22 protein-coding genes and 1 pseudogene are annotated in these 26654 nt (G+C 71.2%); 12 read left to right on the forward strand and 11 right to left on the reverse strand.

Going from position 1 to position 26654, the window contains the following annotated elements; genetic code table 11:
• The first annotated feature begins 7 nt into the window (after positions 1–7).
• Positions 8–739: a Mut7-C RNAse domain-containing protein gene (locus IO24_RS0106210; protein ID WP_031132700.1), complete on the forward strand. Its 732-nt coding sequence runs from the start codon at positions 8–10 to the stop codon at positions 737–739.
• Here the strand turns inward: IO24_RS0106210 and IO24_RS0106215 are convergent.
• The 5 genes from IO24_RS0106215 to IO24_RS0106235 form a co-directional block, all read right to left on the reverse strand.
• Positions 736–3141, reverse strand: a complete 2406-nt coding sequence (locus tag IO24_RS0106215) for a galactose oxidase family protein (protein ID WP_031132702.1) — start codon at positions 3139–3141, stop codon at positions 736–738. The two genes, IO24_RS0106210 and IO24_RS0106215, sit on opposite strands and share 4 nt — an antisense overlap.
• Positions 3138–4331, reverse strand: coding sequence for a glycosyltransferase (locus IO24_RS0106220; protein WP_031132704.1), 1194 nt, complete (start codon positions 4329–4331; stop codon positions 3138–3140). The genes IO24_RS0106215 and IO24_RS0106220 overlap by 4 nt, the downstream gene beginning before the upstream one ends.
• A complete protein-coding gene (locus tag IO24_RS0106225) occupies positions 4328–5977 on the reverse strand; it encodes an ArnT family glycosyltransferase (protein ID WP_031132705.1) in 1650 nt (549 codons plus the stop codon). The genes IO24_RS0106220 and IO24_RS0106225 overlap by 4 nt, the downstream gene beginning before the upstream one ends.
• Positions 5974–7263, reverse strand: coding sequence for a glycosyltransferase (locus tag IO24_RS0106230; protein ID WP_031132706.1), 1290 nt, complete (start codon positions 7261–7263; stop codon positions 5974–5976). Before IO24_RS0106230 ends, IO24_RS0106225 begins: the two co-directional genes overlap by 4 nt.
• 146 nt (positions 7264–7409) lie before the next feature.
• Entirely contained in the window at positions 7410–9443 is a 2034-nt protein-coding gene (locus IO24_RS0106235) for a thioredoxin domain-containing protein (protein WP_031132708.1), read from the reverse strand.
• Positions 9444–9612: 169 nt separating this feature from the next.
• Here IO24_RS0106235 and IO24_RS0106240 point away from each other — a divergent pair, with 169 nt between their 5' ends.
• A complete protein-coding gene (locus tag IO24_RS0106240) occupies positions 9613–12810 on the forward strand; it encodes a tetratricopeptide repeat protein (protein ID WP_031132710.1) in 3198 nt (1065 codons plus the stop codon).
• Between the two features lie 370 nt (positions 12811–13180).
• Here the strand turns inward: IO24_RS0106240 and IO24_RS0106245 are convergent, their stop codons facing one another.
• A complete protein-coding gene (locus IO24_RS0106245) occupies positions 13181–13471 on the reverse strand; it encodes a hypothetical protein (RefSeq protein ID WP_045295954.1) in 291 nt (96 codons plus the stop codon).
• Positions 13464–14345, reverse strand: coding sequence for a mycothiol conjugate amidase Mca (gene mca, locus IO24_RS0106250; RefSeq protein WP_031132714.1), 882 nt, complete (start codon positions 14343–14345; stop codon positions 13464–13466). The genes IO24_RS0106245 and mca overlap by 8 nt, the downstream gene beginning before the upstream one ends.
• 147 nt (positions 14346–14492) lie before the next feature.
• Here mca and IO24_RS0106255 point away from each other — a divergent pair, with 147 nt between their 5' ends.
• Both IO24_RS0106255 and greA read left to right on the forward strand, forming a co-directional pair.
• Positions 14493–14891: a DUF4307 domain-containing protein gene (locus IO24_RS0106255; RefSeq protein ID WP_031132716.1), complete on the forward strand. Its 399-nt coding sequence runs from the start codon at positions 14493–14495 to the stop codon at positions 14889–14891.
• A gap of 178 nt (positions 14892–15069) precedes the next feature.
• Positions 15070–15567 (forward strand): transcription elongation factor GreA, encoded by a 498-nt coding sequence (gene greA, locus IO24_RS0106260; RefSeq protein ID WP_031132718.1) that lies wholly within the window; start codon positions 15070–15072, stop codon positions 15565–15567.
• A gap of 59 nt (positions 15568–15626) precedes the next feature.
• Here greA and IO24_RS0106265 read toward each other — a convergent pair whose 3' ends face one another.
• The 3 genes from IO24_RS0106265 to ilvA all read right to left on the reverse strand — a co-directional run bounded on the left by IO24_RS0106265 (position 15627) and on the right by ilvA (position 18845).
• Positions 15627–16484 carry an ABC transporter permease gene (locus IO24_RS0106265; protein WP_031132720.1) on the reverse strand — a complete coding sequence of 286 codons (858 nt, stop codon included), beginning with the start codon at positions 16482–16484 and terminating at the stop codon, positions 15627–15629.
• Positions 16481–17464 carry a daunorubicin resistance protein DrrA family ABC transporter ATP-binding protein gene (locus IO24_RS0106270; protein ID WP_031132722.1) on the reverse strand — a complete coding sequence of 328 codons (984 nt, stop codon included), beginning with the start codon at positions 17462–17464 and terminating at the stop codon, positions 16481–16483. Before IO24_RS0106270 ends, IO24_RS0106265 begins: the two co-directional genes overlap by 4 nt.
• 151 nt (positions 17465–17615) lie before the next feature.
• On the reverse strand, positions 17616–18845 hold the full coding sequence (gene ilvA / locus IO24_RS0106275) for a threonine ammonia-lyase (protein ID WP_031132725.1): 1230 nt from the start codon (positions 18843–18845) through the stop codon (positions 17616–17618).
• A gap of 163 nt (positions 18846–19008) precedes the next feature.
• On the opposite strand from ilvA, the gene IO24_RS0106280 reads away from it, so the two are divergent.
• The 3 genes from IO24_RS0106280 to IO24_RS0106290 all read left to right on the forward strand — a co-directional run bounded on the left by IO24_RS0106280 (position 19009) and on the right by IO24_RS0106290 (position 20480).
• Complete coding sequence (locus tag IO24_RS0106280) at positions 19009–19515, forward strand: MarR family winged helix-turn-helix transcriptional regulator (protein WP_031132727.1); 507 nt, start codon at positions 19009–19011, stop codon at positions 19513–19515.
• A 187-nt stretch (positions 19516–19702) separates the two neighbouring features.
• Positions 19703–20206 (forward strand): sigma factor-like helix-turn-helix DNA-binding protein, encoded by a 504-nt coding sequence (locus IO24_RS0106285; RefSeq protein WP_031132729.1) that lies wholly within the window; start codon positions 19703–19705, stop codon positions 20204–20206.
• A 25-nt stretch (positions 20207–20231) separates the two neighbouring features.
• Positions 20232–20480, forward strand: coding sequence for a hypothetical protein (locus IO24_RS0106290; RefSeq protein WP_031132732.1), 249 nt, complete (start codon positions 20232–20234; stop codon positions 20478–20480).
• 18 nt (positions 20481–20498) lie between these two features.
• Here the strand turns inward: IO24_RS0106290 and IO24_RS0106295 are convergent, their stop codons facing one another.
• Positions 20499–21653 carry a cystathionine gamma-synthase gene (locus IO24_RS0106295; RefSeq protein WP_031132733.1) on the reverse strand — a complete coding sequence of 385 codons (1155 nt, stop codon included), beginning with the start codon at positions 21651–21653 and terminating at the stop codon, positions 20499–20501.
• Between the two features lie 118 nt (positions 21654–21771).
• On the opposite strand from IO24_RS0106295, the gene IO24_RS0106300 reads away from it, so the two are divergent.
• From IO24_RS0106300 to IO24_RS40395, 5 genes and pseudogenes are all read left to right on the forward strand, one after another.
• The gene (locus tag IO24_RS0106300) at positions 21772–22890 is read left to right on the forward strand and encodes a hypothetical protein (RefSeq protein WP_031132735.1); all 1119 of its coding nucleotides are present in this window, start codon (positions 21772–21774) and stop codon (positions 22888–22890) included.
• A gap of 79 nt (positions 22891–22969) precedes the next feature.
• Positions 22970–23638, forward strand: a complete 669-nt coding sequence (msrA, locus tag IO24_RS0106305) for a peptide-methionine (S)-S-oxide reductase MsrA (protein ID WP_031132737.1) — start codon at positions 22970–22972, stop codon at positions 23636–23638.
• Between the two features lie 58 nt (positions 23639–23696).
• Positions 23697–24827, forward strand: a complete 1131-nt coding sequence (locus tag IO24_RS0106310; RefSeq protein ID WP_045295953.1) for an AI-2E family transporter — start codon at positions 23697–23699, stop codon at positions 24825–24827.
• A 113-nt stretch (positions 24828–24940) separates the two neighbouring features.
• Positions 24941–25636 carry a DUF4389 domain-containing protein gene (locus IO24_RS0106315; RefSeq protein WP_031132742.1) on the forward strand — a complete coding sequence of 232 codons (696 nt, stop codon included), beginning with the start codon at positions 24941–24943 and terminating at the stop codon, positions 25634–25636.
• A gap of 81 nt (positions 25637–25717) precedes the next feature.
• Positions 25718–26649, forward strand: a pseudogene (locus IO24_RS40395) (DUF5829 family protein).
• Positions 26650–26654: the final 5 nt, after the last annotated feature.

Below are 26654 nucleotides of genomic sequence, written 5' to 3' on the forward strand. Positions count from 1 at the left end.
TGACCGGGTGAACGGTCCCGAGATCCATGTCGAGTTCGCCCCCGAGCTTCAGGTGTTCGTGCCCCGGGCCCGGCAGGCGGGCAGCGTGCGGGCCGCCACCGACGGCTTCTCCAGCCTCGGCCATGTCATCGAGTCGCTGGGTGTGCCGCTGACCGAGGTCGGCGCGCTGCTGGTGGACGGCCGCGAGGTGCCCTTCGCGCACGTTCCGACGGCCGGCGAGTCGGTGACCGTACGGACCGTGACGCGCCCCCAGAAGGTCCCGGGCGCTCCCCTGCGCTTCCTCCTCGACGTGCACCTCGGCACACTGGCCCGCCGGCTGCGGCTCCTCGGCGTGGACACGGCCTACGAGTCGACCGACATCGGCGACCCGGCCCTCGCGACCCGTTCGGCGGCCGAGCAGCGGGTGTTGCTGAGCCGCGACCGGGGGTTGCTGCGCAGGCGCGAGCTGTGGGCGGGGGCGTTCGTGTACAGCACGAGTCCCGAGGAGCAGCTGCGCGATGTCCTGGACCGGTTCCGGCCCGAGCTGCTTCCGTGGACGCGCTGCACCGCGTGCAACGGGCTGCTCCGCAAGGCGACCAAGGACGAGGTCGCGGACCAGCTGAAGCACGGCACGCATGCCACGTACGACGTGTTCGCGCAGTGCACCGCGTGCGGCCGGGCGTATTGGAAGGGCGCGCACCACGAGCAGCTGGAAGCCATCGTGGAGCGCGCCCTGGAGGAGTCGCGCAGCAACGGCTAGCGGCGTTTCACGTCACCCGTGCCGCAGGCGGTCCCGTCCCGGTTCCGGTCCAGGCCCAGTGGGTCGTCCTTGCCGTTGACCTTCAGGCGGCCGTAGTCGTTCGCCTTCAGCCACTCGCAGCGGGCTGCCGTCGTCTTCTTCACCTCCGCCGGGAAGTCGGTCGGCACGCAGACGTTGATCGAGCCGTAGTGGCGGTCGCAGCCGGAGATCGTCGGGCTGACCTTCTGTGCCGCCCGCTTCTTGCCGGGGCCCGTGACCTTGCCCCGGGGCGCGTCGGCGAAGTCGTGGACGTGGGCCGAGGCGTCGGTCGCCCTGAGGGCCTGCGGGCCTTGGAGGTGCACCCACTTCGCCACCGACGGCACGCCGTCGGCATCGACCGCGAAGAGCATGTACCAGCCGGGCGGGGCCAGGTTGGGATTGCTCGTCACGTTCAGGTCGACGTTGTCACCGTCGACGGACAGCGGCAGGTCCACGAACCGCTGGTTCGGGTCCGAGGAGTGCGTGACGGCGGCCGGGCGGATCAGTTCGGCCTTGGCGATGGGCCGGTCGACGGTGATCCGCTGGGTGTCGCCGTAGTTCCACTCGGTGTCGATGACGGAAGTGATCTGCGGACGCGGGCCCTTGAACAGGTAGGGCGGGCTGTAGACCGACACGTCGTGGTTCCAGGAGCCGTTGCCCGGGTTGTCGCCGGTGGTCATCACGCGGCCGTCGGGCAGCAGGAACGCCGAGGAGTGGTAGCCGCGCGCCTCGGGGTCGACGGCCACCGGGTCGAAGGTCTCCGACGCGGGGTCGAAGATCGACGTCTCGTAGACGGGGTTGGCGCGGTTGTGCAGCGCGCCGCCGGTCTCGAGCACCTTGCCGTCGGGCAGGAGCACCGCGGAGACGTACATCTTGCCCTGGTTCCCGGTCTGCGGGACGGGCCCGTTGCCCAGGTCGACCGTGCCCTGCGGGATCGGCGGCCCGGCCACGTACGAGGGGCTGGGCTGCTTGAGGTCGATGATGTCGGTCAGCCGGTTGGCCTCCGGGTTGGAGTCGATGTTGCCGCCGCCGAGGGTGAGGACCTTCTGGTCCTGCGCCGGGGGCAGCAGCACGCTGGCCGACTGGTCGCGCTCGTCCTTGTTCCGCAGGCCCGGGACCTGGGTGGTGGTGTTGGCGTCGTAGTCGTAGATCGCCGAGCCGGTGCCGGGAATGTTGTTGCCGAAGACGTGGCTGCCCGAGTAGAAGAGGCGGCCGTCCTGCATCAGGATCATCGACGGGTACAGGCCCCAGTACGACCAGGTCTGGTTGACCTTCCACAGCGGCTGCCACTGCTGCTCGGCCTCGGAGAACAGTTCGGCGGTGACCGAGCCGGTGGAGTCCTCGCGCAGCCCGCCGAAGGAGATGACGTCACCGTTGCCGAGAATCGTCGCCGACGGGTACCAGTGGCCGTCGTTCATGTCGTTGGTCTTGGTGTAGGTCTCGGTCTCCGGATCGAAGATGTACGAGTCCTTGTAGCCCTGGTAGCCGACGCTGCCGTCCGCCGTGGGATAGCCCTTGTTGCCGCTCATCACGAGCACGCGCCCGTCCTGGAGCTGCACATGGCCGGCGCAGAACATGTCCTTCGGTGTCGGGATGACCTTGTAGGAGCCGTTCGCCGGGTCGTAGACGGCGGAGGTGAAGGTGCCGGCCTCGAACATCGACTCGTCGTTGCCGGAGCCCGCGATGAGCAGCACCTTGCCGCCCCGCAGTACCACGGAGTGCATGGAGCGGACCGGGTTCTGCGTGGGCAGTACGTCCCACTCGCCGTTCGCGCACTGCTCGGCCGTGCCGGTGCACTGCGGTGGCAGGACCGGGTCGGGGACCTGGTCCATCGTGTAGTCGTCGGTAGTGGCGGAGCCCGTGCCGTAGACGGAAACGCCCCAGGAGATGCGGTCCGTGCCGGCCGGCACCTCGGGGGTGCGGACCGTGGCCTCGGTCCAGTCGCCGGCCATGTCCAGTGTCTTCAGGTCCGTCCAGTACTGCCAGCCGGCCGTGGCGTCGTGCCGGAACAGGGTGATCGCCGCGTCCGGGGTCGTCGTCTTGTACCAGAGCCCGAGGTCGTACTGCTTGCCCGGCGTCACCACCGGCGCGCAGTCGGCGGACTCGGTGATCAGCGCCTTGCGGTCGCCCTCGGCCCGGCGGGTCAGCTCGACCTTCATGGCCTTGGAGCCGGTGTGCGCGTCGGCCGTGGCGGTGAAGGTGAAGTCGTTGTCGCCCCAGCCGGACTTCTCCCAGCAGTACGGCATGTCGCCGGTGCCGGCGGTCTCGAATCCCGGGTTCTTGATGAGGTTGGCGGCCGAGGCCGGCTGGGGTGCGGTCAGCAGGAGGCCGGCCGTGAGCGCGCCCACGCCGACGAGTGCGGTCCTTCTCCGGTACTTGTTCACACGGCTCTCCTCGCGGTGCGGCCGTCGCACGCGGGCTCCTCACCGGCCCGGCGCGGCAGGTAGACCAGCGCTTCGGTCGCCACGAAGCGCAGGACGAACGTCGTGACCAGCGCGAGCGCGGTGGCGGACAGCACGCCCAGGTGGAACTGGTGCACGAACAGGGCGATCAGCGGGATGCGCAGCACGAGATCGGCGTTGGCGAGCAGCGCGAACCGCCCGGCCCGGTCCCACCAGCGCCGGTGCCGGCGCCGCTCGCGGAACAGCAGATGCTCGATGAGCACGAAGTTCCAGGCGACCCCGAGCTGGTTGGCGAGGATCTCCGCCGGTACGTAGTGCATGCCGGTGGCGGTCAGCGCCCACAGGCCGAGCAGGTTCGGTACGAAGCCGGTCAGCCCGATCAGACCGAAGCCGATCATCCGCGCGACCGGCGAGGCGGCGCGCAGCCCGGCCAGATGGCGCAGGAAGCGGAAGCCCTCCTGGGCGGTCGACTTGGACTCCCCGGCGAACCGGTCCTGGAAGACGAAGGGCACCTCGGTGACCCTGCCCGGGCGGCTGCGGACGGCGAGTTCCAGGAGGATCTTGTAGCCGAGCGGCTGGAGCACCTCCGCCGTGACCGCGCTGCGGCGGATCGCGAAGAAGCCGCTCATCGGGTCGCTGATGCCGTGCAGCCGGCGCGGGAACAGCGCCTTGGTCAGCCAGGTCGCCCCGCGGGAGACGGCCACGCGGTAGCTGCCCGCGAGTCCGGCCCGGCTGCCGCCCTTGATGTACCGCGAGGCGACGACGAGGCCGGCGTTGGCCCGCTCACCGGTGGCGACCAGGTCGGGCACGAGGGACGGCGGGTGCTGGCAGTCGCCGTCCATGACGACGATCCAGTCGGAGGTGGCCGCCTTCAGTCCCTCGACGACGGCGCCGCCCAGCCCGCCCACCGGCTCCTCCCGGTGCAGCACGGTCACCGGGAAGGGGCAGTCCTGCGCCGCCTTCTCGATGACGTCGGGCGTGTCGTCGGTGGAGTCGTCCACGAAGACGACCTCACAGGGCAGCCGGGCGGGGACGGCTTCGGTGATCTGGCGCAGCAACTGCCGTACGTTCGCCGACTCGTTGAACGTCGGTACGACGATGGTGACGGCGCCCGGTTCGGGGATCTCGGCGGTCTCGACGACCTCGCCGGGGACGGTGGACTCCTGGCTCATCGCGCGCCTCCGGCGGACGTCTGGATCTGGCGGATCTCGATGCGGTCCTCGCCGGTGCCGAAGGTGGCGACCGGGTCCGAGTGCTCCATGGCGGCCTTGACGTTGGGCAGGTCGGCCGCGTCGCGACGCACCGTCGGTGAGGCGACGACGTAGTCCAGGTCCTTCCAGCCGCGCGGCATCGTCTTCGTCACCGCCGGGTCGAGGTCGGCCTTGTAGAACCAGATGACGCCGAGGCCCGGCCGGTAGCCCTGGTGCACCAGGTCCAGCCAGAGGGCGTCGTCGACCAGGACGCGGGTGCGCTCCGGGTCCTCGACCTCCGTGGCCAGCCACTTGGACGCCGCCTTGTAGGGAGCGTTGGCGTCGGTGGTGACAGCCGTGCGGGCACCGTCGTACCAGCGCGGGACGACGTAGGCGCCGGCGGCCAGGGCGAGGACGGCGGCGAGCGCGTACCGGCTCACACTGACGTACCGTTTCTCCGCCTCGGAGCGCCAGCGGCTCAGCACCGCGTGGGCGACGGAGGCGGTTCCTCCGGCGAGGACCAGCGCGAGGAACGGCAGAGCCTGGATCACGTACATCGCGGGCAGGTAGCCGTTCGGGCGCAGGGCCAGCGCGGCGAAGATCGCCACGGCCAGGGCGGGTCCGGCCAGGGCGCGGGCGGTGACCGACCAGCGCCAGGTGACGAGCAGGAGCAGCGCGCCCGCGAGGCCGCCGAGGGGCAGGACCTTGTCGTAGTACAGCCACGACTGGAGCACGCCCCAGGAGCCGGAGCCCTGGTCGAGGATGAAGCCCGAACCGGGTCGGGTCATCTGGTACTTGACGCCGTCCCAGAGGGACACGTGCCCGGCGCCCGGCAGCAACTCGCCCTTCAGCAGGGCGAACAGGGGGTACGAGAAGCCGATCAGGACGCAGGCCGTGACGGCTCCGGTGAGGGCGAACTTGCGGGTGTCCCGATGGCTGTGGCGCCACATGGTGAGGAACAGGGCGGGCAGGACGACGAGCATCGTCTCCTTGGTGAGGACGGCCGTCGCCGCCGCGATGCCCGCGCCGAAGTGGTGCCAGAGGTGGCGGCTCGGGGACGCGGCCAGCGTGAACGCCAGCAGCGTCCACATCACCGCGAGGTTGTCGAGGAAGATCTCCCGCTGGAGGACGACCGCCAGCGGCGAGAGGCCGAAGAACACCATGCCGAGCCCGGCGGCCCAGCGGGGCAGGGCGAGGCGGCGGCCCAGGACGTAGACGAGGACCGCGCTGATGCCGCTGATCACCAGCATCGCGGCGCGCATGGTGCCCACCGTCATCGACTCGGGGCTGATCAGCGCGGGGATCCAGGTCAGCACGGCGATCTGGATCCAGCCGAGCGGCGGATGGTCGTACCAGTAGGTGTAGTGGGCGAGGCCGTCGCCCTGCTGGACCGACCAGGCCTGGGCGAGATAGGTGCCCTCGTCGTCGCTGAGGGCCGGGTAGTCGCCGATGTTCCAGCCCTGCACGACGAGGATCGCCGCGAGGAGGACACCGCACAGGATCAGGTCGGGCCGGGAGGAGCGCAGCCGGCTCGGCGGCTCCGGGCGACGGTGCGCACCGGTGCCGGGCGCAGGCCGGCGCTGCGCGGGGACCTTCGCAGCGGTCACCACGGGAAGGGTGGAGGTCACGCGGGCACGTCCTCTCGGGTCACGGGGACGCCCTGGCGGCTCGTGGCCGTCCCGCCGAGATGCGCGCCTACATGGGTCGTCAGCTCCCAGTCGTTGCGGCCGCGCTGCTCACGCCACACGGCCCGCACGGCCGCACCGGCGAGCAGGACCTGGTAGAAGGGGCCGCCCAGAATCAGCTTCAGGTAGTGCGCGAAGCGGACCCGCAGCCCGTACTGCTTGCCGAAGTCGTGCAGTCCGACGATCTCGAAGACGAAGGTGACCAGTGCGGTGACGGCCGGCAGGAAGGTGATGAAGGCGATGCCGACGGGCACGTCGAGGAACAGCGCGATCGCCACGTTCAGCGGGATGATCAGGCCGGTGAAGGCCTGCATGAACGGCGTCATCAGGGTGTAGCGGGCGAGCAGCCGCTGCCCGAGGGTGGGCAGTTGCTTCCAGTCCTTCTTCCGGTAGACCTGGAGGAACCCCTGGTTCCAGCGGGTGCGCTGCTTCAGCAGGGACATCAGCGAGCCCGGGGTCTCCTCACGGGTCACCATGTCCGAGTCGTAGGCGACGACGACCTTCTTGCCGATGCTGGACAGGCGCACGCCCAGGTCGCAGTCCTCGGCGAGGCAGTTCGGATCCCAGCCCTCGGCGTCCCTCAGGACGTGCGTGCGGACGAAGACGGTGTTGCCGCCGAGCGGAATGAAACCTTTCTGCGCGTGCAGGTGGAGCCGCGAGCGGAACCAGAAGAAGTACTCCAGGCAGTTGCGCAGGCTGTACCAGCTGGAGTGGAAGTTGATCAGCTGCACCCCGCCCTGAACGACGTCCGCGCCGGTGGTGCGGAAGGCGTGGTCGACGTGGGCGAGGAGCTCGGGGTGGACCTGGTCCTCCGCGTCGAAGACCCCGACGACGTCGCCGCGGCAGTGCGGCAGCGCCGTGTTCATGGCCTTCGGCTTGTTCTTCTTCTCGTGCGTGTCGACGACGACCCGGACCCGAGGGTCACGCGCGGCGGCCTGCTCGGCCACCGCGGTGGTCTCCGGGTCGTCGTGCCCGACGATCACGATGATCTCGAAGTCGGTGTGGCTCGACTCCAGCAGCCGCTGGATCGTGTGGTCCAGCACCGCCTGTTCGTGCCGCGCGGGCAGCAGCAGCGAGAAGGAGACGTGCTCGTCCCCGTCCGGACTGCTGAACCGGGTGGAGGCGAGCACTTCCGGCGTACGCCAGGCGTGCATCTGCCACCACAGGGTGAAGGCCGCCATCCAGAACAGGGCCAGTGAAACGGCAGCGATGAAGACAGACGTCAGCAAACAGATCCCCCCAGATCCCAGAACCCCCGATCGTGACGGTGGGCCGGTGCGGCCTCATCCGCCACGTCACTGTGCAGAGATTAGGGGGGAACTGTGAAGCCTGGGGGCTGTTCAGATAAAGACCATGTTTCCGTTGATACGTGACTTCAGCCACTCAAGACCGTACGCAGCCGGTCAGGCCTCGTCGTCGGGGCATCGCATGTGAAGTTACGGCAGACGTACGCGGCCGGTTCACCGCCGACCAGCGGACGGTCCGCGAGCAGCGGGAACTCATCGCTCTCCGGGGCGCCCACGGCGACCACCGCACCGGGCGCGGTGCCCAGAAGTGCCGTGCGGTGCAAGGTCCTTGTGCCCTCGTGGTCGAGGGCCGGCCCCACGATCGCGACCTCGCGCGGCCCGTCCAGCACGGCCTCCGCCGCGGCGAGCCCCCAGCCGATGAAGCGCGGCACCCGCGGCCCGAGCGCCTTGACGACCCCGAGCGCCTTCTCGGCGGCGGCGCGATGCGGCGCGGACCCGGTGTGCGCGGCGTAACTCAGCAGGGCGTTCGCAGCCGCGGTCCAGCCGGACGGAGCGGCGTTGTCGGTCGGGTCCTGCGGACGGCGGATCAGCCGCTCGGCGTCGGCCGCGGTGTCGTACAGCGAGCCCGACTCGGGGTCGGTGAAGCGCACCAGGACGTGATCGAGGAGGAACCCGGCGAACTCCAGCCAGACACCCTCCCCGGTGACGGACGCGAGCGCGAGGAAGCCCTCCGCCACGTCCGCGTAGTCCTCCAGGACACCCGCGTTGGCGCCGGCGTGGCCGTCCTTGCTGGTGCGGGTGAGCCGGGCCTGCTCGTCCAGATGCAGCCGGACCAGGAGGTCGGCGGCGGCGACGGCGGCCTCGACCAGGTCAGGCCGGTCGAAGTAGGCGCCGGTCTCGGCGAGCGCGGCGATCGCGAGGCCGTTCCAGGCGGCGACGATCTTGTCGTCCCGGCCGGGCGCGGGCCGCTCGGACCGCTTCGCCAGCAGCCGCTCCGAGACCGAGGCGAGCTTCTCCGCGTCGAACACACCCTCCCGCACGGGAAGTTGGAGGACGGACGCGCCCTCCTCGAAGGTCCCCTCCTCGGTCACGCCGAAGTGCTGCGCCGCGAGCTCGGCATCCTGTTCCCCGAGCACCTCGCGCAACTGCTCCGGCGTCCACACGTAGTACGCGCCCTCGACGTGCCTGCCCGTGCCGTCGTCGCTGTCGGCGTCCAGCGCCGAGGCGAACCCGCCCTCGTTCGTGCGCAGTTCACGCACCATGAAGTCGGCGGTCTCCAGAGCGACCCGGCGCGCCAGCTCCGAGCCGGTGGCGCGCCAGAGGTGGGCGTAGACCCGGCACAGCAGAGCATTGTCGTAGAGCATTTTCTCGAAGTGCGGCACGACCCAGTCGCGGTCGACGGAGTAGCGGGCGAAGCCGCCCCCGAGCTGGTCGTACATACCGCCCCGGGCCATGCGCTCGCAGGTGTCCTGCGCCATCTGCAGGGCCCCCTCGGCACCCGTGCGGGCGTGGTGGCGCAGCAGGAACTCCAGCACCATGGACGGCGGGAACTTCGGCGCCCCGCCGAATCCGCCGCGCTGCGGGTCGTACTCCCGGGTCAGCCCGAGCAGCGCCTGCGCGAGCTCCTCCTCGCCGGGGGTCCGCGCGTCGCCGTAGGAGATCTCCCGCCCGGCCAGGTCCCGGACGATCTTCCCGGCGACCTCGGTCACCTCGTCCCGCCGGTCGTCCCACGCCTGGTGCACGCCCTGGAGCACCTGCCGGAAGGACGGCATGCCCTGGCGGGGAGCGGGCGGGAAGTACGTACCGAAGTAGAACGGCTCGGCGTCCGCGGTGAGAAAGACGGTCATGGGCCAGCCGCCCTGCCCGGTCGCCGCCTGCACGGCCTCCATGTAGACGGCGTCGACGTCGGGGCGTTCTTCGCGGTCGACCTTCACGCTCACGAAGTGCGCGTTGAGGTACTCGGCGGTCTCCTGGTCCTCGAATGACTCGTGAGCCATGACGTGACACCAGTGACAGCTGCTGTATCCGATGCTGAGCAGCACAGGCACGTTCCGCTTCCGGGCCTCCTCGAAGGCCTCGGCCGACCAGGGCCACCAGTCGACGGGGTTGTCGGCGTGCTGAAGGAGGTAGGGGGACGTCTCGTGCGCCAGTCGGTTCGGCATGCTTCCATCCTGCCTCACGGCGGCCACCCGGCCTCGGAACCCGTCCCCCGGGCGAGCGAGCAGCTCGTAGGTCACCGGACCCCAAACGTTGATCGTCGCCCCCTCGCGCTCACGCCTCCCACCAAGGACACTCTTAGGCACAGGAGTTGCCGCCGGAGGGGGACCTGACATGCGGGACAGTCATCGGGCGGAGGCCGAGCGGCTGTTGGCGCGGGCCGTGGAGGAGGAGGTCCGCCGCTCTGGCGGGCGCAGCGACGGGAAGGTGCTGCTCGCGCGGGCACGCGGAGGGCTCGACGCGATGGCGCGGAGCGCGAGCGAGGAGTACGAGGCCTACACGCGCGCCCTGGACGAGGCGGCGGCCGGGCACCTGACCTTCGGGCAGCGTTACGCCCGGGAGGGAGCCGGGACGCCACTGCTGGTGGCCGGGGTCGCGGCCGTCGCGGCCGTCGTCGCCGACATGGCACTCGGCACGGACACCGGGACGGCGCTGGGCGCGGGTGTGACGGTGGGTGTCGTGGGTGCCGCCGCGACGGTGGTGAAGGTGGTCGGGTCGCATCTGCCGGCCGCGAGCCGTCGCGCCGGTGCCGTGAGCCAGCCGGGCGGGCCGGAGCAGCTGCGGCTGCAGTGGCTGACGGCGCTGGAGGTGCGGGGCATCCGGCCGTTCCTGGACCAGCAGCGGGTGCTCGCGGCCTCCACCGGGCCGAAGAAGACCGGGCCGCGACTGCGGGGCACGGACAAGAGCGCGGCGGCACGCGGACGCAACGTGCTGGAGCAGTCCTTCGGACAGCTCCCGGAGCCGGCGGAGCCGTTCGCGGGGCGGCGGCACGAGCTGGCGCAGATCCGGCAGTGGGTGCAGTCGGCCCGGGCGAGCACGGAGACGCAGCCGACGGTGGTCGTGCTGCACGGCACGCCCGGCGGCGGCCGTACGACGCTCGCGGTGCACGCGACGCACGATCTGAAGGACTACTTCCGCGGCGCCTGTGTCGTCGATCTGCGCGCCGACGGGCCGGGCGAGTCCCCGCTGTCCACGCGGGACGCCCTGCTGCATCTGCTGAACCGGCTCGGCGCGCCCCGCGAGCAGCTGCTGTTCCGTGAGCGTTCCTCCCCGGACCAGCAGGTCAGGCGGCTGAGCGAGTTGTATCACCAGCATCTGACGGGCCTGCCGGTCACGGTCGTCCTCGACGACGCCTCGGGCGCGGAGCAGATCCGTGCCCTGATCCCGGAGCGGTCCGACAGCCTGGTGCTGGTGACCGCGCGGGGCCCGCTGGAGCTGGAGGGCCTGCCCGCGCGGGTGCACCAGCTGGCGGTGGCGCCGCTGGACGCCGCCGGTGCGGAGGAGCTGCTGGGCGCGGCGGCGCAGGACCGTTCCGGACCGTACGACGCGGAGTCCGCGGACCGGGTCCGGGAGCTGTGCGGCGGGCTGCCGCTGGCGCTGCGCATCGCGGGCTCGTGCCTCGGCCCGCGCTCCCCGCGGGCGCTGGCCACGGACCTCGCGGCGTACGGCCCGGTCGAACCGGTCGAGCGCGCCCTGTGGCTGCGCTACACCGACCAGCCGGAGACCGTACGGCGGCTGCTGCGCCGGCTGGCCCTGGCCGGCCGGGCCTCGCTCGGCGCCGCCGCGGCCGCCGCGCTGCTGGCCACGGACGAGGCGGAGGCCAAGCGTCACCTGCAGACCCTGACCCGTGCCGGGCTGATCGACCACGTCCGGGGCGACCGCTACCGGCTGCACGACCTGGTCCGTTCCTTCGCCCAGGCCCGCCTGCTCGACGAGGAGGACCCTGCCGAGCGCACGGCGGCGCAGGAGCGGCTGATCGTGAACTACGCCGAGCTGGCCGACTCGGTGCTGCGGATGGTCGACGGCAACATGTCGACCCGCACCAACCGCTTCAGCCCGTACGGCTTCACCTCCCTCGACGAGGCGCTGCGCTGGCTGGACGACGAGTCGAGCTTCATCACGGCGGCGCTGCGGCACGCCGAGGGTGTGGACCAGGCGGCGGTGCTGAACCTGCTCGGGGCCCTGTGCGACTACTGCCTGCTGCGGGGCGACCTGTACCGCCTGGGCGAGATCAGCGAGCTGGCTCAGGCGGTGGACGAGGGGCTGCTGGTCCGCTCGGTGCAGTGGCGTACGGGTATCGCCGCGCGGCAGCTGGGCGAGCTGGACAAGGCCCGCACGACGCTCACCTCGGTCGTGGACCTCTACCGGGAGGCCCACCATGACGCCGGGGCCGCCCGCGCGCTGTGCTCCCTCGGCATCACCCTGCACCATCAGGGCAACCTGACGGAGGCGTCGGCGAAGCTCCGCGAGGCCCTGGCGTTGCAGGCCTCTCCCGCGCTGGCCGTGGACCGGGCGTGGACGATGCACGCCCTCGCGGCGGTGGAGCGGGACCGTGCCCGGGTGGCGGAGGCGCTGGATCTGCTGACCGAGTCCCTGGTGCTGCACCGCGCCGGCGAATCCGTGCACGGCCAGGCATGGGCCCACTTCCAGCTGGGCCAGCTGGGTCTGCGCATGGGCGACGTCCCGCGCGCCGAGTCCGAGCTGCGCGCGGCCCTCGAGCTGTACGGCCGCACCCGTGACGCCCGTGGTGAGGCCTGGGCCCTGACCCAGCTGGCCCGTGCGCTGCTGGTCGCCGGTGACGCGTCCCCGGCGGTGGAGGAGCTGCGCGGGGCCGCCGCCCGGCATCGCGACAACGAGGACGCGCGCGGCGAGGCCTGGACCCTGTACTACCTCGGGCAGGCCCTGGAGGAGACGGGCGATCTCGATCAGGCGGTCCGCGAGCTGGAGCGCGCCCGCACGATGTTCTCCCGCATGCGGGACGTCTACGGTCTGGCCTGCGCCCGCCACCACTCGGCCCGGGTCACCCGCGACCAGCGAGCGGCGCAGACCGGTTCCCTGCGGAATTCGGGCTTCGCACGGCAGTTGCTGGTCGATGCCCGGGCCGACTTCCAGCGCATCGGCGTCGCCCACGGCGAGGCCTGGACCTGCCTGGAACTGGTGGTCGTCGACGCGGGCAACGCGCGCACCCAGCAGGCTCTGGCCCTGTGCGACGAGGCGGTGGAGCTCTTCGCGTCCTACGGCGACCGCCGGGGCGAGGACTGGGCCCGCTTCCTGCGCTGCACCCTCCTCCCCTACGCGGCCCCGGGCGGCATGGAGGTGGGTACGGCGGTGGCCCAGGAGGAGCTGACGCAGTTGTCCCGCGAGAGCCATGGGCTGCGGGACCGGAAGCTGGACGACTACCTCGACGCGTACCAGCTGCTGCTGGAGCGGGGCGTGACCCTGGAGGCGGGCTGGCAGGCCTGGCGGCTCGGCATGGTGCCGAACCGGCACGCGCGCGAGGTGATGGGCGTGGCCGTGGAGTCGAAGGCGTAGACCTGGGGAGCACGCGGACAACCCCGTCGGCGGCGCTCCCCGGGTCACGCCGACCGCCTGCCCGCGGCGCTCCCCGACGCGCGAGGCACCCCACTGCGGCGGTCCCCGACGCGCGAGGCACCCTCGGCGGCTCTCCCCAACGCGCGCTAGCCACCCCACGGCGGCTCTCTGCGATGCTCAAGTCACCCGTGGGCGGGGTCCTCGATGGGCGAGGCACCCCCCTGCGGCGGTCCTCGATGGGCGAGGCACCCCCCTGCGGCGGTCCCCGACGCGCAAGTCACCCGTCGGCGGCGCTCCCCGACGCGCGAGGAACCCGTCGGGGGCGCTTGGTGTCGGGCCACCGACGGGTGGCGTCTCCTCGGGTGAGGCGTCAGCCTTGCTTCTTGCCGCCCCGGCCGGAGGGCTCCGCTTCCGCTTCCGTCCCGGACGGCTCCGCCGTGGACGGTTCCGGCTGCTCGGCCTTCGGGTCGGGGACCTGGGTGAAGTCGACCCGGTTCATGTGCCGGCTCATCGACTTCATCAGGGCCCACACCGCCAGGGCCATCGCCGCGAAGACGATGAAGCCGAGGACGCCGGGGGTGACCTTGTCCTCGTCGACCTCCTTGGCGAAGGAGACGAGGTGCGTCATTGCCAGGCTTGCGCTTGCGCTCATGTCAGGCATTGTCGCGGATGCCCGCAAAGAGGTCGTCCTCGGGGAGGGAGGTATCGACGAGGGCCTTCGCCAGCTCGTACTCCTCCGTCGGCCAGACCTCCTTCTGGATCTCCATCGGGACCTTGAACCAGCCGCCGTCCGGGTCGATCTGCGTGGCGTGGGCGATCAGCGCCTTGTCGCGGATCTCGAAGAACTCGGCGCACGGGATGTGGGTGGTGAGCGTGCGCTGCTTCATGCCGAACTCCTCCCAGCGCTTGAGCCAGTCCCCGTAGGGGGACTCCATGCCGCGGTCGAGCATCGCCTGGTGCAGGGCCTCGGTGCGCGGGCGGTTGAAGCCCTGGTTGTAGTAGAGCTTCTGCGGCTGGTAGGCCGGGCCGTACTCCGCCTCCGGGTACTTCTCGGTGTCCGCCGCCGACTCGAAGGCCACCATCGAGATCTTGTGGGTCATGATGTGGTCGGGGTGCGGATAGCCGCCGTTCTCGTCGTAGGTGGTGATCACCTGCGGACGGAAGGCACGGATCTTGCGCACCAGCTCACCGGCCGCGTATTCCACGTCCTCCAGGGCGAAGCAGCCCTCCGGCAGCGGCGGCAGCGGGTCGCCCTCGGGCAGGCCCGAGTCGACGAAGCCGAGCCACTCCTGCTTGACGCCCAGGATCTCCCGGGCTTCGTCCATCTCCTTCTTGCGTACCTCGTGGATGTGCTCCTCGATGTACGCGTCGCCCTGGAGCTTGGGATTGAGGATGGAGCCGCGTTCCCCGCCCGTGCAGGTCACGACCAGCACGTCCACCCCCTCGGACACGTACTTCGCCATGGTCGCAGCGCCCTTGCTCGACTCGTCGTCGGGGTGGGCGTGAACGGCCATCAGTCGCAACTGGTCAGTCAAGACTCAATCCTCAGTAAGTCGGCGCCCTGTGTGCCTCGGCGCAATCAGCGGCTTCTATAGTGACCGAATCGGGGGGCGAATAATTCCGGGGCCCGGCCCTGGAGCCCCTTCCGGGACCTTCGTCCCGGCCCGGCCTGGAGGACGATCATGAGTACGGCGAGCACGCGACTGCCCGAGGGCCGATACGGCCGTTCCTCGGACGAGCGCGCCGACCGCACACTCAAGGTCGTGGGCGCCGTCCTCGCGGTGGCGCTGCTGGGGCTCCTCGGCTGGTTCGGCTACCACTACGTGGCCAAGAGCGAGATCAGCGGCGAGGTGATCAGCTTCGAGCCGGGCAAGGAGTCCGTGCAGGTGCATCTGGAGGTCCGCAAGGACGCCGGCACCGACGGCTACTGCACCGTGCGCTCACAGGCCGAGAACGGGGCCGAGGTGGGCCGGGCCGACTTCCGCTTCGACGGGGACGCGACCCGCATCGACAAGGTGGTCACGCTCCGCACGACCTCCCCGGGGACGACGGCCGAGCTGCTCGGCTGCCACGCCGGCTGACGGCAACCGGGCGTCACCTGGAATACGTAGTGCCTGACCTGCCTTGACGTGATTCTGGTGGCTTATGTCCTCCCCCTTTAGCCCCTGAATTGTTAGGCTCGTGGTTTCGCCCTTCCGTGAAGGAACATTCTTCTGGGTAGGGCGATGCTTTGTATCCCAGTACCTACGAGGAGCACCTGTGACCCAGACCAGCGAGAACGTCACCTGGCTGACCCAGGAGGCGTACAACAAGCTCAGGGCTGAGCTTGAGTACCTTACTGGTCCCGCGCGGGCGGAGATCTCCGCGAAGATCGCCGCGGCGCGCGAGGAGGGCGACCTGCGTGAGAACGGCGGGTACCACGCGGCCAAGGAGGAGCAGGGCAAGCAGGAGCTCCGTGTGCGCCAGCTGACCCAGCTCCTCGAGAACGCCAAGGTCGGTGAGGCGCCCGCGGCGGACGGTGCGGTGGCACCCGGCATGGTCGTCACGATCGCGTTCGACGGTGACGAGGACGACACGCTGACGTTCCTGCTCGCCTCCCGCGAGTACGCGAGCTCCGACATCGAGACGTACTCGCCGCAGTCGCCGCTGGGCACCGGCGTGATCGGCCACAAGGTCGGCGAGGACGCCGAGTACGAACTGCCGAACGGCAAGAAGGCCGCGGTGAAGATCCTCAAGGCCGAGCCGTACGAGAGCTGACCGGCCGGCCTTCCGGGCCCTGATCTGCCCCCGGCGCCGCAGCGGCACCGGGGGCACTGTCATGCCGTCGCCGAGCGGTACTTGCGCACCGCCAGGGTCCGGAAGACCACCAGGATCAGGATCGAGTAGATCAACGAGGCCCACACGGGGTGCTGCATGGGCCAGGCGTCCGAGGGCGACTGGCCCGGGTTGGCGAAGAGCACGCGGCAGGCCTGAACCGTGGCGCTGAAGGGGTTCCACTCGGCGATGTGGCGCAGCCAGGGGGTCATGTGGCTGGTGTCCACGAACGCGTTCGAGATGAACGTGACCGGGAAGAGCCAGATCAGGCCGCTGGACGTGGCCGCCTCGGGGGTCCGGACGGACATGCCGATCAGAGCGCCGATCCAGGTGAACGCGTAGCCGAGCAGGAGCAGCAGGCCGAAAGCGGCGAGGACCTTGGCGGCGTTGGTGCTGCCGTCCGACCCGACGCGCCAGCCGACCAGCAGGGCGACCACGGCGAGGACCACCAGGGTCAGGGCCGTCTGCACCGAGTCGGCGAGAGTGCGCCCGGTGAGTACCGCGCCGCGTGCCATGGGCAGGGAGCGGAAGCGGTCGATGAGGCCCTTGTGCATGTCGTCGGCGATGCCGGCGCCGGAGCTGGCGGTGGCGAACGTGACGGTCTGCGCGAAAATGCCCGCCATCAGGAAGTTCTTGTAGTCGGCGGCGCTGGTGCTGTTGCCGATCTGCATGGAGCCGCCGAAGACGTACGTGAACAGCACCACGAACATGATCGGCTGGATCAGCCCGTAAATGATCATCTCGGGGATCCGGGACATGCGGATCAGGTTGCGCTTGGCGACGACCATCGAGTCCCGGATCGACTGGCTGACCGGGTTCGCGGCCGGCGCGACCCGCACGGTGTCGGTGACGGCGCTCACTGGGCGGCCTCCTTGTCGTTCTCGTTCTCCTGGCCCTTGACCTCGGCCACGTGTCCCGTGAGGGAAAGGAAGACGTCGTCGAGAGTCGGCCGGCGCAGGCCGATGTCGTCGATCTCGATACCCCGGGTGTCCAGTTCACGGATGACTTCGGCGAGGAGCTTGGCGCCGCCGGTCACGGGAGCGGTGAGCTTGCGCATGTGCTCCTCGACCGTGGTCTCACCCTTGCCGAAGCCGGCGAGGACCTCGGCGGCGGCCTGGATGTGCTCGCGCTCGTGCACCACGACCTCGACGCGCTCGCCGCCGGTACGGGCCTTGAGCTGGTCGGACGTGCCCTTGGCGATGACCTTGCCGTGGTCGACGACCGCGATGTCGTGGGCCAGGTGGTCGGCCTCCTCCAGGTACTGCGTGGTGAGCAGCAGCGTCGTGCCGCCGGAGACGAGCTGCTTGATGACCTCCCACAGCTGCTGGCGGTTGCGGGGGTCGAGGCCGGTGGTCGGCTCGTCCATGAACATCACGGGCGGCGAGACGACCAGGGCGGCCGCGAGGTCGAGGCGGCGGCGCATGCCTCCCGAGTAGGTCTTCGTGGGGCGGTCGGCGGCGTCCGCGAGGTGGAACTGCTCCAGCAGTTCGGCCGCGCGCTCCTTCGCCGCCTTCGCCCGCATCTGGTAGAGCTGGCCGACCATCTGGAGGTTCTCCCGGCCGGTCAGGTATTCGTCGACGGCCGCGAACTGGCCGGACAGGCCGATGGAGCGGCGGACCGCGTCGGGCTGCTTGAGCACGTCGAGGCCCGCGACGACCGCCCGGCCGCTGTCGGGCCGCAGCAGGGTCGTCAGGCAGCGGACGGTGGTGGTCTTGCCCGCGCCGTTCGGCCCGAGCAGGCCGAGGACCGTGCCCTCGGGCACGTCGAGGTCGACGCCGTCCAAGGCCTTTACGTCGCCGAAGGTCTTGACCAGACCTTCGGCGTAGATGGCGCCTGGCATATGAGTCTCCACGTCTTCGGGGATGACCGGACAGACGCGTCCGGCAGGTTCTCACCGACACACCATAACGCGATGTATCGCGTCTCACAACGAGTTTCTCCACGGTGCACTCCGCGAGACGAAACGATCTTCGGCCGACTCGGGTACCCGGTCAGCCGATGACCGCGTAGCCCGCCTCGCGCAGCGCCTGACCCACCTCGGCGCAGTGCGCCGGGCCCTTCGTCTCCAGGTGCAGCTCGACCTCCGCCTCCGTGAGCCCGAGCCGTGGGTCGGTTCGCACGTGGCTCACATCCAGGACGTTAGCGTCGACCACTGACAACGCGCCCAGAAGAGTGGCGAGCGCACCGGGCCGGTCCGTCAGCCGCAGCCGGACCGCCAGGTAGCGGCCCTGCGCGGCCATGCCGTGCCGCAGCACCCGCTCCATCAGCACCGGGTCGACGTTGCCGCCGGACAGCACCGCGACGACCGGGCCCTCGAAGGCGCCGGGCTCGCTCAGCAGCGCCGCGACGGGGCTCGCCCCGGCCGGTTCCACGACCAGCTTGGCCCGCTCCAGACACAGCAGCAACGCGGCGGACAGCTCGTCCTCGCTGACCGTGCGCACCTCGTCCACCAGCTCACCGATGAGCCCGAACGGCACGTCGCCGGGCCGCCCGACCTTGATGCCGTCGGCCATCGTCGCCGGATTCTCGACCGTCACCGGCCGGCCCGCCGCCAGCGAGGGCGGGTAGGCCGCCGCGCCCGCCGCCTGGACACCCACGATCCGCACGTCCGGCCGCACGGACTTCACCGCCACCGCGATCCCGGCGGCCAGCCCGCCCCCGCCGATCCCGACCAGGATCGTGCGTACCTCGGGGCACTGCTCGAGGATCTCCAGGCCGACCGTGCCCTGGCCCGCGATGACGTCGGGATGGTCGAAGGGGTGGATGAACACCGCGCCCGTCCCGGCCGCGTACTCCTGCGCGGCGGCCAGCGTCTCGTCGACCACCTGGCCGTGCAGCCGTACCTCCGCCCCGTAGTCCCGGGTGGCGCTGACCTTGGGCAGCGGGGCGCCCTTCGGCATGAACACCGTGGAGCCCACACCGAGCAGGGAGGACGCCAGGGCGACGCCCTGCGCGTGGTTGCCGGCGCTCGCGGCCACGACACCGGCGGCGCGCTCCTCCGGCAGCAGACCGGCGATCCGCACGTACGCGCCGCGCAGCTTGAACGAGCCCGTCCGCTGGAGGTTCTCGCACTTGAGATGCACCGGCGCACCGACCATCTGGGACAGGTGCCTGCTGCCCTCCATCGCGGTCACCCGCGCCACACCCGAGAGCATCTTCTGCGCGCCGCGCACGTCGTCGAGGGTGACGGGCCGAAAGGAGTCAGCCGTGCTGTAGCTCATGACTCCAGCATCGCAGTTCACAGGCGGGAACGACCGTTGTGACCAACCTCCGAGACCCGCTTTGCGCAGCGCCGGTACGGCCTGCCTTCCGGCCGCGTACCCTGTCCCCCAATCTGCCAGCCCTCCACGAAGTGAGCCCCCGGCCATGCCCACAACACCTGAAATGTCGATGGACATGACGACCGTCGGTGACACCGGTCTTCTCGACACGCTGCAGCACGAGGTGGCGCTCTTCGCCCGCCGTGCCGAACAGACCCGGCTCGGCGGAGTCGGACAGGTGCGCAACTCCATGGACCGCGCCGCGTATCTGCTGCTCAACCGCCTCGACAAGGAAGGCCCGATGGGCGTCAAGGCGCTGGCCGCGAGCATGGGGATCGACTCGTCGACGGTCACCCGGCAGGTGGCTCCGCTCGTCGACACCGGCCTGGTCAAGCGCACCTCGCACCCCGAGGACGGGCGCGCGGTGGTGCTGCAGCTGTCCCCGCGCGGGCAGGCCCGCCTGGAGGAAGTGCGTTCCTCCCGGCGGCAGTTGATGGCCGAGCTGACCCACGACTGGGAGCCGGACGAGCGTGAGGCGTTCTGCGACCTCCTCACGCGCTTCAACACCGCGCTGTCCTCCCGGATGGCGGCGCAGGGCGTGCCGGGGCCGGAGGCGCAGTCGACGGCCTGAACGCCTCACGGCGCGGGATCCGCACGGCGCACGGCACGACGACCGGGGCCCCACGCGTGCGCGGTACCGCCCGAGCCGTGCGCGGCTCTTGACCCCGGGGCAGTCCCTGGCCTGATATGAGACCGGGCCCCGAAGCGCACGGCCGGGTGCCCGCATCCTCAGGGTCGCCGTCAGGGCGGGAGGCGCGGTGCTGGAGCGGCAGGCGTCCCGGGCAGCCCTTCGCGCCCGGGAGTTCGAGGCGTTCGTCGCGGGCGCGGCCGGGCGGCTGCTGCACGCCGCCACACTGCTCACCGCCGAAACCCCCGACGACAACCCCCGCGCGCGGCGCCTGCTGACGCTGGCGCTGGCCCACACGTACGCGAGCTGGGACCGGCTGCACGGCGAGGATCCGTACGACCGCACCCGCCAGTACCTGGCCACCCGCTTCGCGCGCGGCGCGTGGCACCATCTCGGCGCGCTCGGCCGCTCCCGGCCGCGTTCCACGAGCCCCATGGCTCCGCTGACCCCGCAGGAACGGCTGGTCCTGGTGCTCCACCTCCACGAGGGTGTCGCCGAGGAGCAGACGGCGGCCCTGCTCGGCCTGTCCCCGGAGCGCGTACGGGCGATCGCCCACCGGGCGACGTCGACCCTGCTGCACCGGCCGCGGGGCCCTGCGCCCGCGGTGACGGCCACGAAGGCGGTGCCGTCATGAACCCGGCCGGCGACCGGAGGGCGGCATGAGCGGCAACGACCGCGAGGCGGCCGTACGGCGGCTCCTGGAGCAGGCGCCACGGCCCGTGCCGACCGAGATCCACACGGAGGCGGTGCGCCGCGGCGGCCGCATGCTGCGGCGCCGCACGCTCGCCCGCCGCGTCATGTGGCTGCTGCTGTTCGCGGCGGCCCTGGCCTTCACGGTGTGGGCGCTGACGGCCCGCCCGTGGGTGGAGCCGCCGTCCGACACGACTCCACCCCTCACCGGCTGGTGACCCCCCGAGGGGGCCGCTCTAGCCGAGTGCCTGCTGAAGGTCCTCCAGCAGGTCCTCGGCGTTCTCGATGCCCACGGACAGACGCACCAGGTCGCCGGGGACCTCCAGGGCCGAGCCGGCCACGGAGGCGTGCGTCATACGGCCGGGGTGCTCGATCAGCGACTCGACGCCGCCCAGGGACTCGCCCAGGGTGAAGATCCTGGCGCGGTTGCAGACCTCGACGGCCGCCTCCTCACCGCCCTCGACCCGGAAGGAGACCATGCCGCCGAACGACTTCATCTGCTTGGCGGCGACCTCGTGACCGGGGTGCTCCGGCAGGCCCGGGTACAGCACGCTGCTCACGCGCGCGTGCCGGGTGAGCATGTCGGCGATCCTGGCCGCGTTCTCGCTGTGCCGGTCCATGCGCACCGAGAGGGTCTTGGTGCCGCGCAGCACCAGCCAGGAGTCGAAGGGGCCGGCGACCGCGCCCATCGCGTTCTGGTGGAAGGCCAGTTCCTCGCCCAGGCCGGCGTCGCCGGTGATCAGGGCGCCGCCGACGACATCGGAGTGGCCGCCCATGTACTTGGTCAGCGAGTGCACGACGATGTCCGCGCCCAGCGCCAGCGGCTGCTGGAGGTAGGGCGTGGCGAACGTGTTGTCGACGACGAGGCGGGCGCCCGCGTCCCGGGCGACCTGGGCGACGGCGGCGATGTCGGTGATGCCCAGGAGCGGGTTGGAGGGGGTCTCCACCCAGACGACCTTGGTCTTCGGGGTGAGGGCGGCCCGCACGGCGGCCGGGTCGCTGGTGTCGGCGACCGACCACTCCACGCCCCAGCGGGCGACGACCTTGGCGAACAGGCGGAACGTGCCGCCGTACGCGTCGTTGGGGATGACCACGTGGTCCCCGGGGGTGAGCAGCGTACGCAGCAGGCAGTCCTCGGCCGCCAGCCCGGACGCGAACGCGAGGCCGCGGCGGCCGCCCTCCAGGGCGGCGAGGTTCTCCTCCAGCGCGGTCCTGGTGGGATTGGCGCTGCGACTGTACTCGTAACCGCCGCGCAGCCCGCCGACGCCGTCCTGCTTGTAGGTCGAGACCTGGTAGATCGGCGGGACGACCGCGCCCGTCAAGGGGTCGGCGGTGTTGCCCGCGTGGATAGCGAGCGTCTCGAAGTGCTGACTGATGTGCCTGTCGCTCATGAGCACCGAGGGTAGTGCGCCGACGCGAAGAGTGCCGGGGGACGGGGCGACACGAGGTTTTCCACAGGTTCCGGGAGCAGGTTGGCCAATTGTCGGCGCCGTCTGGTTCGCTTGTTGCATGGAGATTCTCTGGGTCCTGATCGCGCTGGTCATGCTGGGCTTCGTGCTGCTCCCCTTCCTGCGGCGCAGGCGCGGTGCGATAGGGCTGGTCTCGCCCGACCACCCGGACGCCGCGGACCCGGCGAACTACGGCTTCGTCCTGGAGGAGGAGCTCGACATCCGCATGCCGGGCCCCGACCAGGACCTGCTGGACGTCCTGGACGTGGTGCAGCGCACGCAGGACTACCGCGCCGCACAGCAGCTCCTGGCGGGCACGGAGACGCAGGGCGAGCGGCGCTGGCAGCGCGTGCAGGCCTTCGCGGGCGCTGCCTCGCTGGAGCTGTCGCAGCGGCCCGGCGGGGTGAGCGAGGCGCCGGGCGGGCAGTGGCTGCGCGTGTGGCGGGCCGAGGCGCCCAAGGACGCGGGCGGTGCGGCGGTGCACGCCGAGTTCCTGGTGCAGCAGGCGTGGCGGACGGCGACGCCCGGGACGGACGAGTTCCGGATCATCATGGAGGAGGCGCGGGCGGCGTGCGGCGACGCGGCGCTGCTGGCCCCCGGTGACCCGATCCCGTACATCGTCGAACTGTCGGTGGCCCGTGGTCTCGGCTATTCCCAGAAGGACTTCGAGCAGGTCTGGCTGAAGATCCTGGACCGCGCCCCGGCCCACATGGGGGCGCACCTGGCCGCGCTGCACTACTGGTGCGAGAAGTGGCACGGCTCCCGTGCGGAGGCGTACGCGTTCGCCGAGGCCGCGGCGGCCCGGGCGCCGCGAGGTTCCCTTCTCTCGGCGATGCCCCTCTTCGCGGTGTTCGAGCATCTCCCCGAGGTGACCCTCGTCGGCAGCTTCTGGCAGAGCGAGGTCGTCACGAAGGCGGTTCACGGCGCGCTGCACGCGGTGCACTCGGCCCGCCCCGACGACCCGATGCTGGCGCATGTGCGGCACATGCTGATGTTCTTCCTGGTCCGCAGCGAGCGCTGGTCGGAGGCCATGAACCAGCTGATACACATCGACGGCCACGTGGGCGCCCTGCCCTGGACCCTGTCCGCCGACCCGGCGGCGGAGTTCGCGGTGTACCGGGCGCTTGCGGTGGCGGGCTACGAGGCGAACGGCGGCAGCCCGGCGAGCCTGCCGCACTGAGCCCCGCCGGGGCCGCGTCCGCCGGAATTCCGGGACGTCCGGGCTCGTTGCAGAGGGCGTCGCCCCGATTGGAGACCGCATGTTCCCGCACAGCCGTACGTCCCAGCTGCCCACCCCCGAGCAGGCACTGTCCGGCCGCGCGGAGCCGGCGTTCACGGTCCCCGACCGCCACACCGTCCTCGGCAACCCGCTGCTCGGCCCCTACCCCGAGGGCCTGGAGACGGCCGACTTCGGCCTGGGCTGCTTCTGGGGCGCCGAGCGCACCTTCTGGCGGCTCCCGGCCGGTGTCTGGACGACCCTCGTCGGCTACCAGGGCGGGCACACGGAGAACCCCACGTACGAGGAGGTCTGCTCGGGCCTGACGGGCCACACCGAGGTCGTGCGCGTGGTCTTCGACCCCGAGCAGATCTCCTACGAGCGCCTCCTGAAGACGTTCTGGGAGTCCCACGACCCCACGCAGGGCTTCCGCCAGGGCGACGACGTGGGCACGCAGTACCGCTCGGCGGTCTACACCCACACCCCCGGGCAGGAGGCCACAGCCAGGTCCTCCCGCCAGGAGTACCAGAAGGTCCTCACGTCCTCCGGCTACGGCGACATCACCACGGAGATCGTGACGGCGCAGGGCCGCCCCTTCTACCCGGCGGAGGGCTACCACCAGCAGTACCTGGACAAGAACCCCGCGGGCTACTGCGGCATCGGCGGCACAGGGGTCTCCTGCCCGATCGGCTTGGCCAGGGCCGACGGCTGAGAGCCGACTCGGACACCGGGTGACCCGGCAGGGCCGGGGCACCCCATAGGGTGCCCTCGTGACTGCGCCCTTGAGTACCTCCAGATCCCGTGCCGCGCTGCGGATATCCGCGCGGGTGTCCGGTGAGTTCCTGCTGGTGTTGGCCGGGCTGGCCGTGACCCTGTGGCTGCTGGGCCGTATGTGGTCCGTGGTGTGGCCGCTCGTGGTCGGGCTGCTGCTGACCACGCTGACCTGGCCCGCGGCCCGGTTCCTGCGCCGGCGCGGGTGGCCGCCCGCCCTGGCCGCGTCGGTCGTGACCGTGCTGTTCCTGCTGGTCGCCGCCGGTGTGGTGGCGCTGATCGCCGTGCCGGTCGCGTCCCAGTCGGGAGAGCTGACCGACGGTGTCGTGGAGGGGATCCAGCGGCTGCGCGAGTGGGCCGCCGGGCCGCCGCTGAACATCGGGGACGCGCAGATCAACCAGGCCTTCGACAGCGCGGTCTCCCGCGCTCAGGAGGGCGTCGGCAGCATGGTGGGCGCTGTCGTCACGGGGGTGAGCACCGTGGTGAACGGCGTCGTGACCGCCGTCCTCGCGGTCTTCCTCATGTTCTTCTTCCTCAAGGACGGCCCGCGGTTCCTGCCGTGGCTGTCCCGTCAGCTGCCCGGCCGGCTCGCCACCGACGTCCCGACCGTGTTCGCACGCGGCTGGGCCACCCTGGGCGCCTTCGTGCGGTCCCAGGCGGCCGTCGGCCTGCTCGACGCCGTCCTGATCGGCCTGGGCCTGTGGATCCTGGGCGTCCCGCTGGTGCTCCCGCTGGCGGTGCTGACCTTCGTCTCGGCGTTCGTGCCGATCATCGGCGCCCTGTTCGCCGGCTTCGTCGCGGTGCTCATCGCGCTCGTCTCCAACGGCCTGACGGACGCGCTGATCGTGCTGGCCATCATCGTCGTGGTGCAGCAGCTGGAGGGCAACGTCTTCCAGCCCATGATCCAGAGCCGTGGCCTCGGTCTGCACGCGGCCGTCGTCCTGCTGGCGGTGACCCTGGGCGGCAGCCTGGCCGGCATCGTGGGCAGCCTGCTCGCCGTGCCGATCGCCGCGCTGATCGCGGTGGTCTGGAACTACGTGCGCGAGCAACTCGTCGACCCGGCGGATGAATCGGGGACCGGCGCACCGGGAGCCGGCGAACCGGATGCCGGAGCCGCCGTCCCGTCATAGCGGCCCGTAGCGGCCGTAGCGCCCCGTGGGGCGGCCCGACGCGCGAACGGCCCCGCTCAGGTCGCGGGGCCTCGCCTCGCTTGCGAGTGTGCAGGCGAAGGGAGAGCCGCCCCATGAATCCTGCCACCGCGTCACCCGTGCGTCTGGAGGCGTCCGTCGATCCTCGCCTGTCCCGGTGGATGTGGCTGGTGAAGTGGCTGCTCGCCATCCCGCACTACATCGTGCTGGTGTTCCTGTGGATCGCGTTCGCCGTCGTGACCGTGATCGCCTTCTTCGCCATCCTGTTCACCGCCCGCTACCCGCGCCCCCTCTTCGGCTTCAACGTCGGTGTGCTGCGCTGGAACTGGCGGGTCAGCTACTACGCGCACACCGCGCTCGGCACCGACCGGTACCCGCCGTTCACCCTCGCCGACGTGCCCGACTACCCGGCGCGCTTCGACATCGCCTACCCCGAGCGGCTGTCGCGCGGGCTGGTGCTGGTGAAGTGGTGGCTACTGGCGATCCCCCAGTACATCGCCGTCGCGATCATCGCCGGTGGCGGCTGGGGCGGCGGAGACGGCTGGCGGGGCGGCGGGCTGATGCCCTATCTCTCCCTGGTCGCCGTGGTCATCCTGCTCTTCACCGCCCGCTACCCGCGGCACCTCTTCGACTTCCTGATCGGCCTCGCCCGCTGGGCGGCGCGGGTGACGGCCTACTCCGCGCTCATGACCGATCAGTACCCGCCGTTCCGGCTCGACATGGGCGGGCAGGAGCCCCCGCCCGCCTCACCACCGGCGTCCCCGCCGGCGTCCCCGCTGACCAAGACCTGACCTGCCAAGGGCGCGATCCGCAGCGGAAGCGTCTCCTCCCGCTCTACGCTCCCTCACATGGTTCTCAGGCGGGCGTTACAGCTGATCATGGTCATCGCTCTGGCCCTCGCGGGGGCGGTCCAGGGCGGAGCGGGCACCGCAGGGGCCGCCGAGAACGGGACGGCGGCCGGGCGGCAACTGCTGTTCTACAACCACGCCTACGGAGTGCTCGACCGGGCCACCGCGGACGCCATCGAGCACTCCTCCTCTCTGCGGGACTTCGCCGACTTCCACGTCCGCACCACGACCGGCTCCGGCGGGCAGACCTGGACCGGCCGCTATCTGATGGGACGCGAGACCTACCTGGAGTTGTTCGGGGTGGGTGACGTGCCCGGCAAGGACGGCACCCTGGGCTCCGCCGGCCTGGGCGTGTCGACCGAGCGCGCCGGGGACCTGCCCACGGTCGTCGAGCGGCTGCACGCGTCGGGGATCACCGACCCGGTCGAGTTCCGGCAGACACGCGACTTCGGCGACGGCGTCCCCGTGCCCTGGTTCGACGCCGTCTTCACCACCGACCAGTACGACCTCTTCGGCGCCTGGGGGATGGAGTACCGGCCGGAGTACTTCGCCGACCCGCGCGGCAACACCGAGCCCGCCTCCCACTCCGGTGACGTGGGCCGGGAGCGCTACCTGCCCGACGCCTACCGCGACCATCGGATGCGGGACGTGACCGGCATCCGGCTCGCGGTGACCGCACGCGACCTCGCCGGCACCGTGCCGTTGCTGAAGGCCGGCGGGTTCGCCGTCCGGTCCCTGCCGGGCTCGCGAAGGGCGGCGGCACCACGATCCGGTTCGAGTCCGTGCCCCTGGACCAGGTGGGCCTCAGGCAGGTGGAGATGTCGTTGAACCGGCCGGTGTCGTACCGGCACGTGGAGCGGATCGGCCACTCGGCCCTGGTGGTCGGCCCGGGGTCCCGCGCGGTGTGGACCTTCGAGGAGCAGGACCGGCCCGGTGGGTCGGGGCAGGGCTCCTAGCCCAG

The organism is Streptomyces flavovariabilis (genome assembly GCF_000725785.1).
GTDB lineage: Bacteria > Actinomycetota > Actinomycetes > Streptomycetales > Streptomycetaceae > Streptomyces > Streptomyces hawaiiensis.

What these genes read in the sequence shown, in the direction of transcription:
- IO24_RS0106220 (WP_031132704.1), bottom strand. Translation starts at nt 4,331, where the DNA reads ATGAGCCAGGAGTCCACCGTCCCCGGCGAGGTCGTCGAGACCGCCGAG.
- IO24_RS0106270 (WP_031132722.1), bottom strand. Translation starts at nt 17,464, where the DNA reads ATGCCAGGCGCCATCTACGCCGAAGGTCTGGTCAAGACCTTCGGCGAC.
- IO24_RS0106245 (WP_045295954.1), bottom strand. Translation starts at nt 13,471, where the DNA reads ATGCCTGACATGAGCGCAAGCGCAAGCCTGGCAATGACGCACCTCGTC.
- ilvA (WP_031132725.1), bottom strand. Translation starts at nt 18,845, where the DNA reads ATGAGCTACAGCACGGCTGACTCCTTTCGGCCCGTCACCCTCGACGAC.
- IO24_RS0106280 (WP_031132727.1), top strand. Translation starts at nt 19,009, where the DNA reads ATGTCGATGGACATGACGACCGTCGGTGACACCGGTCTTCTCGACACG.
- IO24_RS0106290 (WP_031132732.1), top strand. Translation starts at nt 20,232, where the DNA reads ATGAGCGGCAACGACCGCGAGGCGGCCGTACGGCGGCTCCTGGAGCAG.
- IO24_RS0106235 (WP_031132708.1), bottom strand. Translation starts at nt 9,443, where the DNA reads ATGCCGAACCGACTGGCGCACGAGACGTCCCCCTACCTCCTTCAGCAC.
- IO24_RS0106240 (WP_031132710.1), top strand. Translation starts at nt 9,613, where the DNA reads ATGCGGGACAGTCATCGGGCGGAGGCCGAGCGGCTGTTGGCGCGGGCC.
- IO24_RS0106300 (WP_031132735.1), top strand. Translation starts at nt 21,772, where the DNA reads ATGGAGATTCTCTGGGTCCTGATCGCGCTGGTCATGCTGGGCTTCGTG.
- msrA (WP_031132737.1), top strand. Translation starts at nt 22,970, where the DNA reads ATGTTCCCGCACAGCCGTACGTCCCAGCTGCCCACCCCCGAGCAGGCA.
- IO24_RS0106255 (WP_031132716.1), top strand. Translation starts at nt 14,493, where the DNA reads ATGAGTACGGCGAGCACGCGACTGCCCGAGGGCCGATACGGCCGTTCC.
- IO24_RS0106315 (WP_031132742.1), top strand. Translation starts at nt 24,941, where the DNA reads ATGAATCCTGCCACCGCGTCACCCGTGCGTCTGGAGGCGTCCGTCGAT.
- IO24_RS0106295 (WP_031132733.1), bottom strand. Translation starts at nt 21,653, where the DNA reads ATGAGCGACAGGCACATCAGTCAGCACTTCGAGACGCTCGCTATCCAC.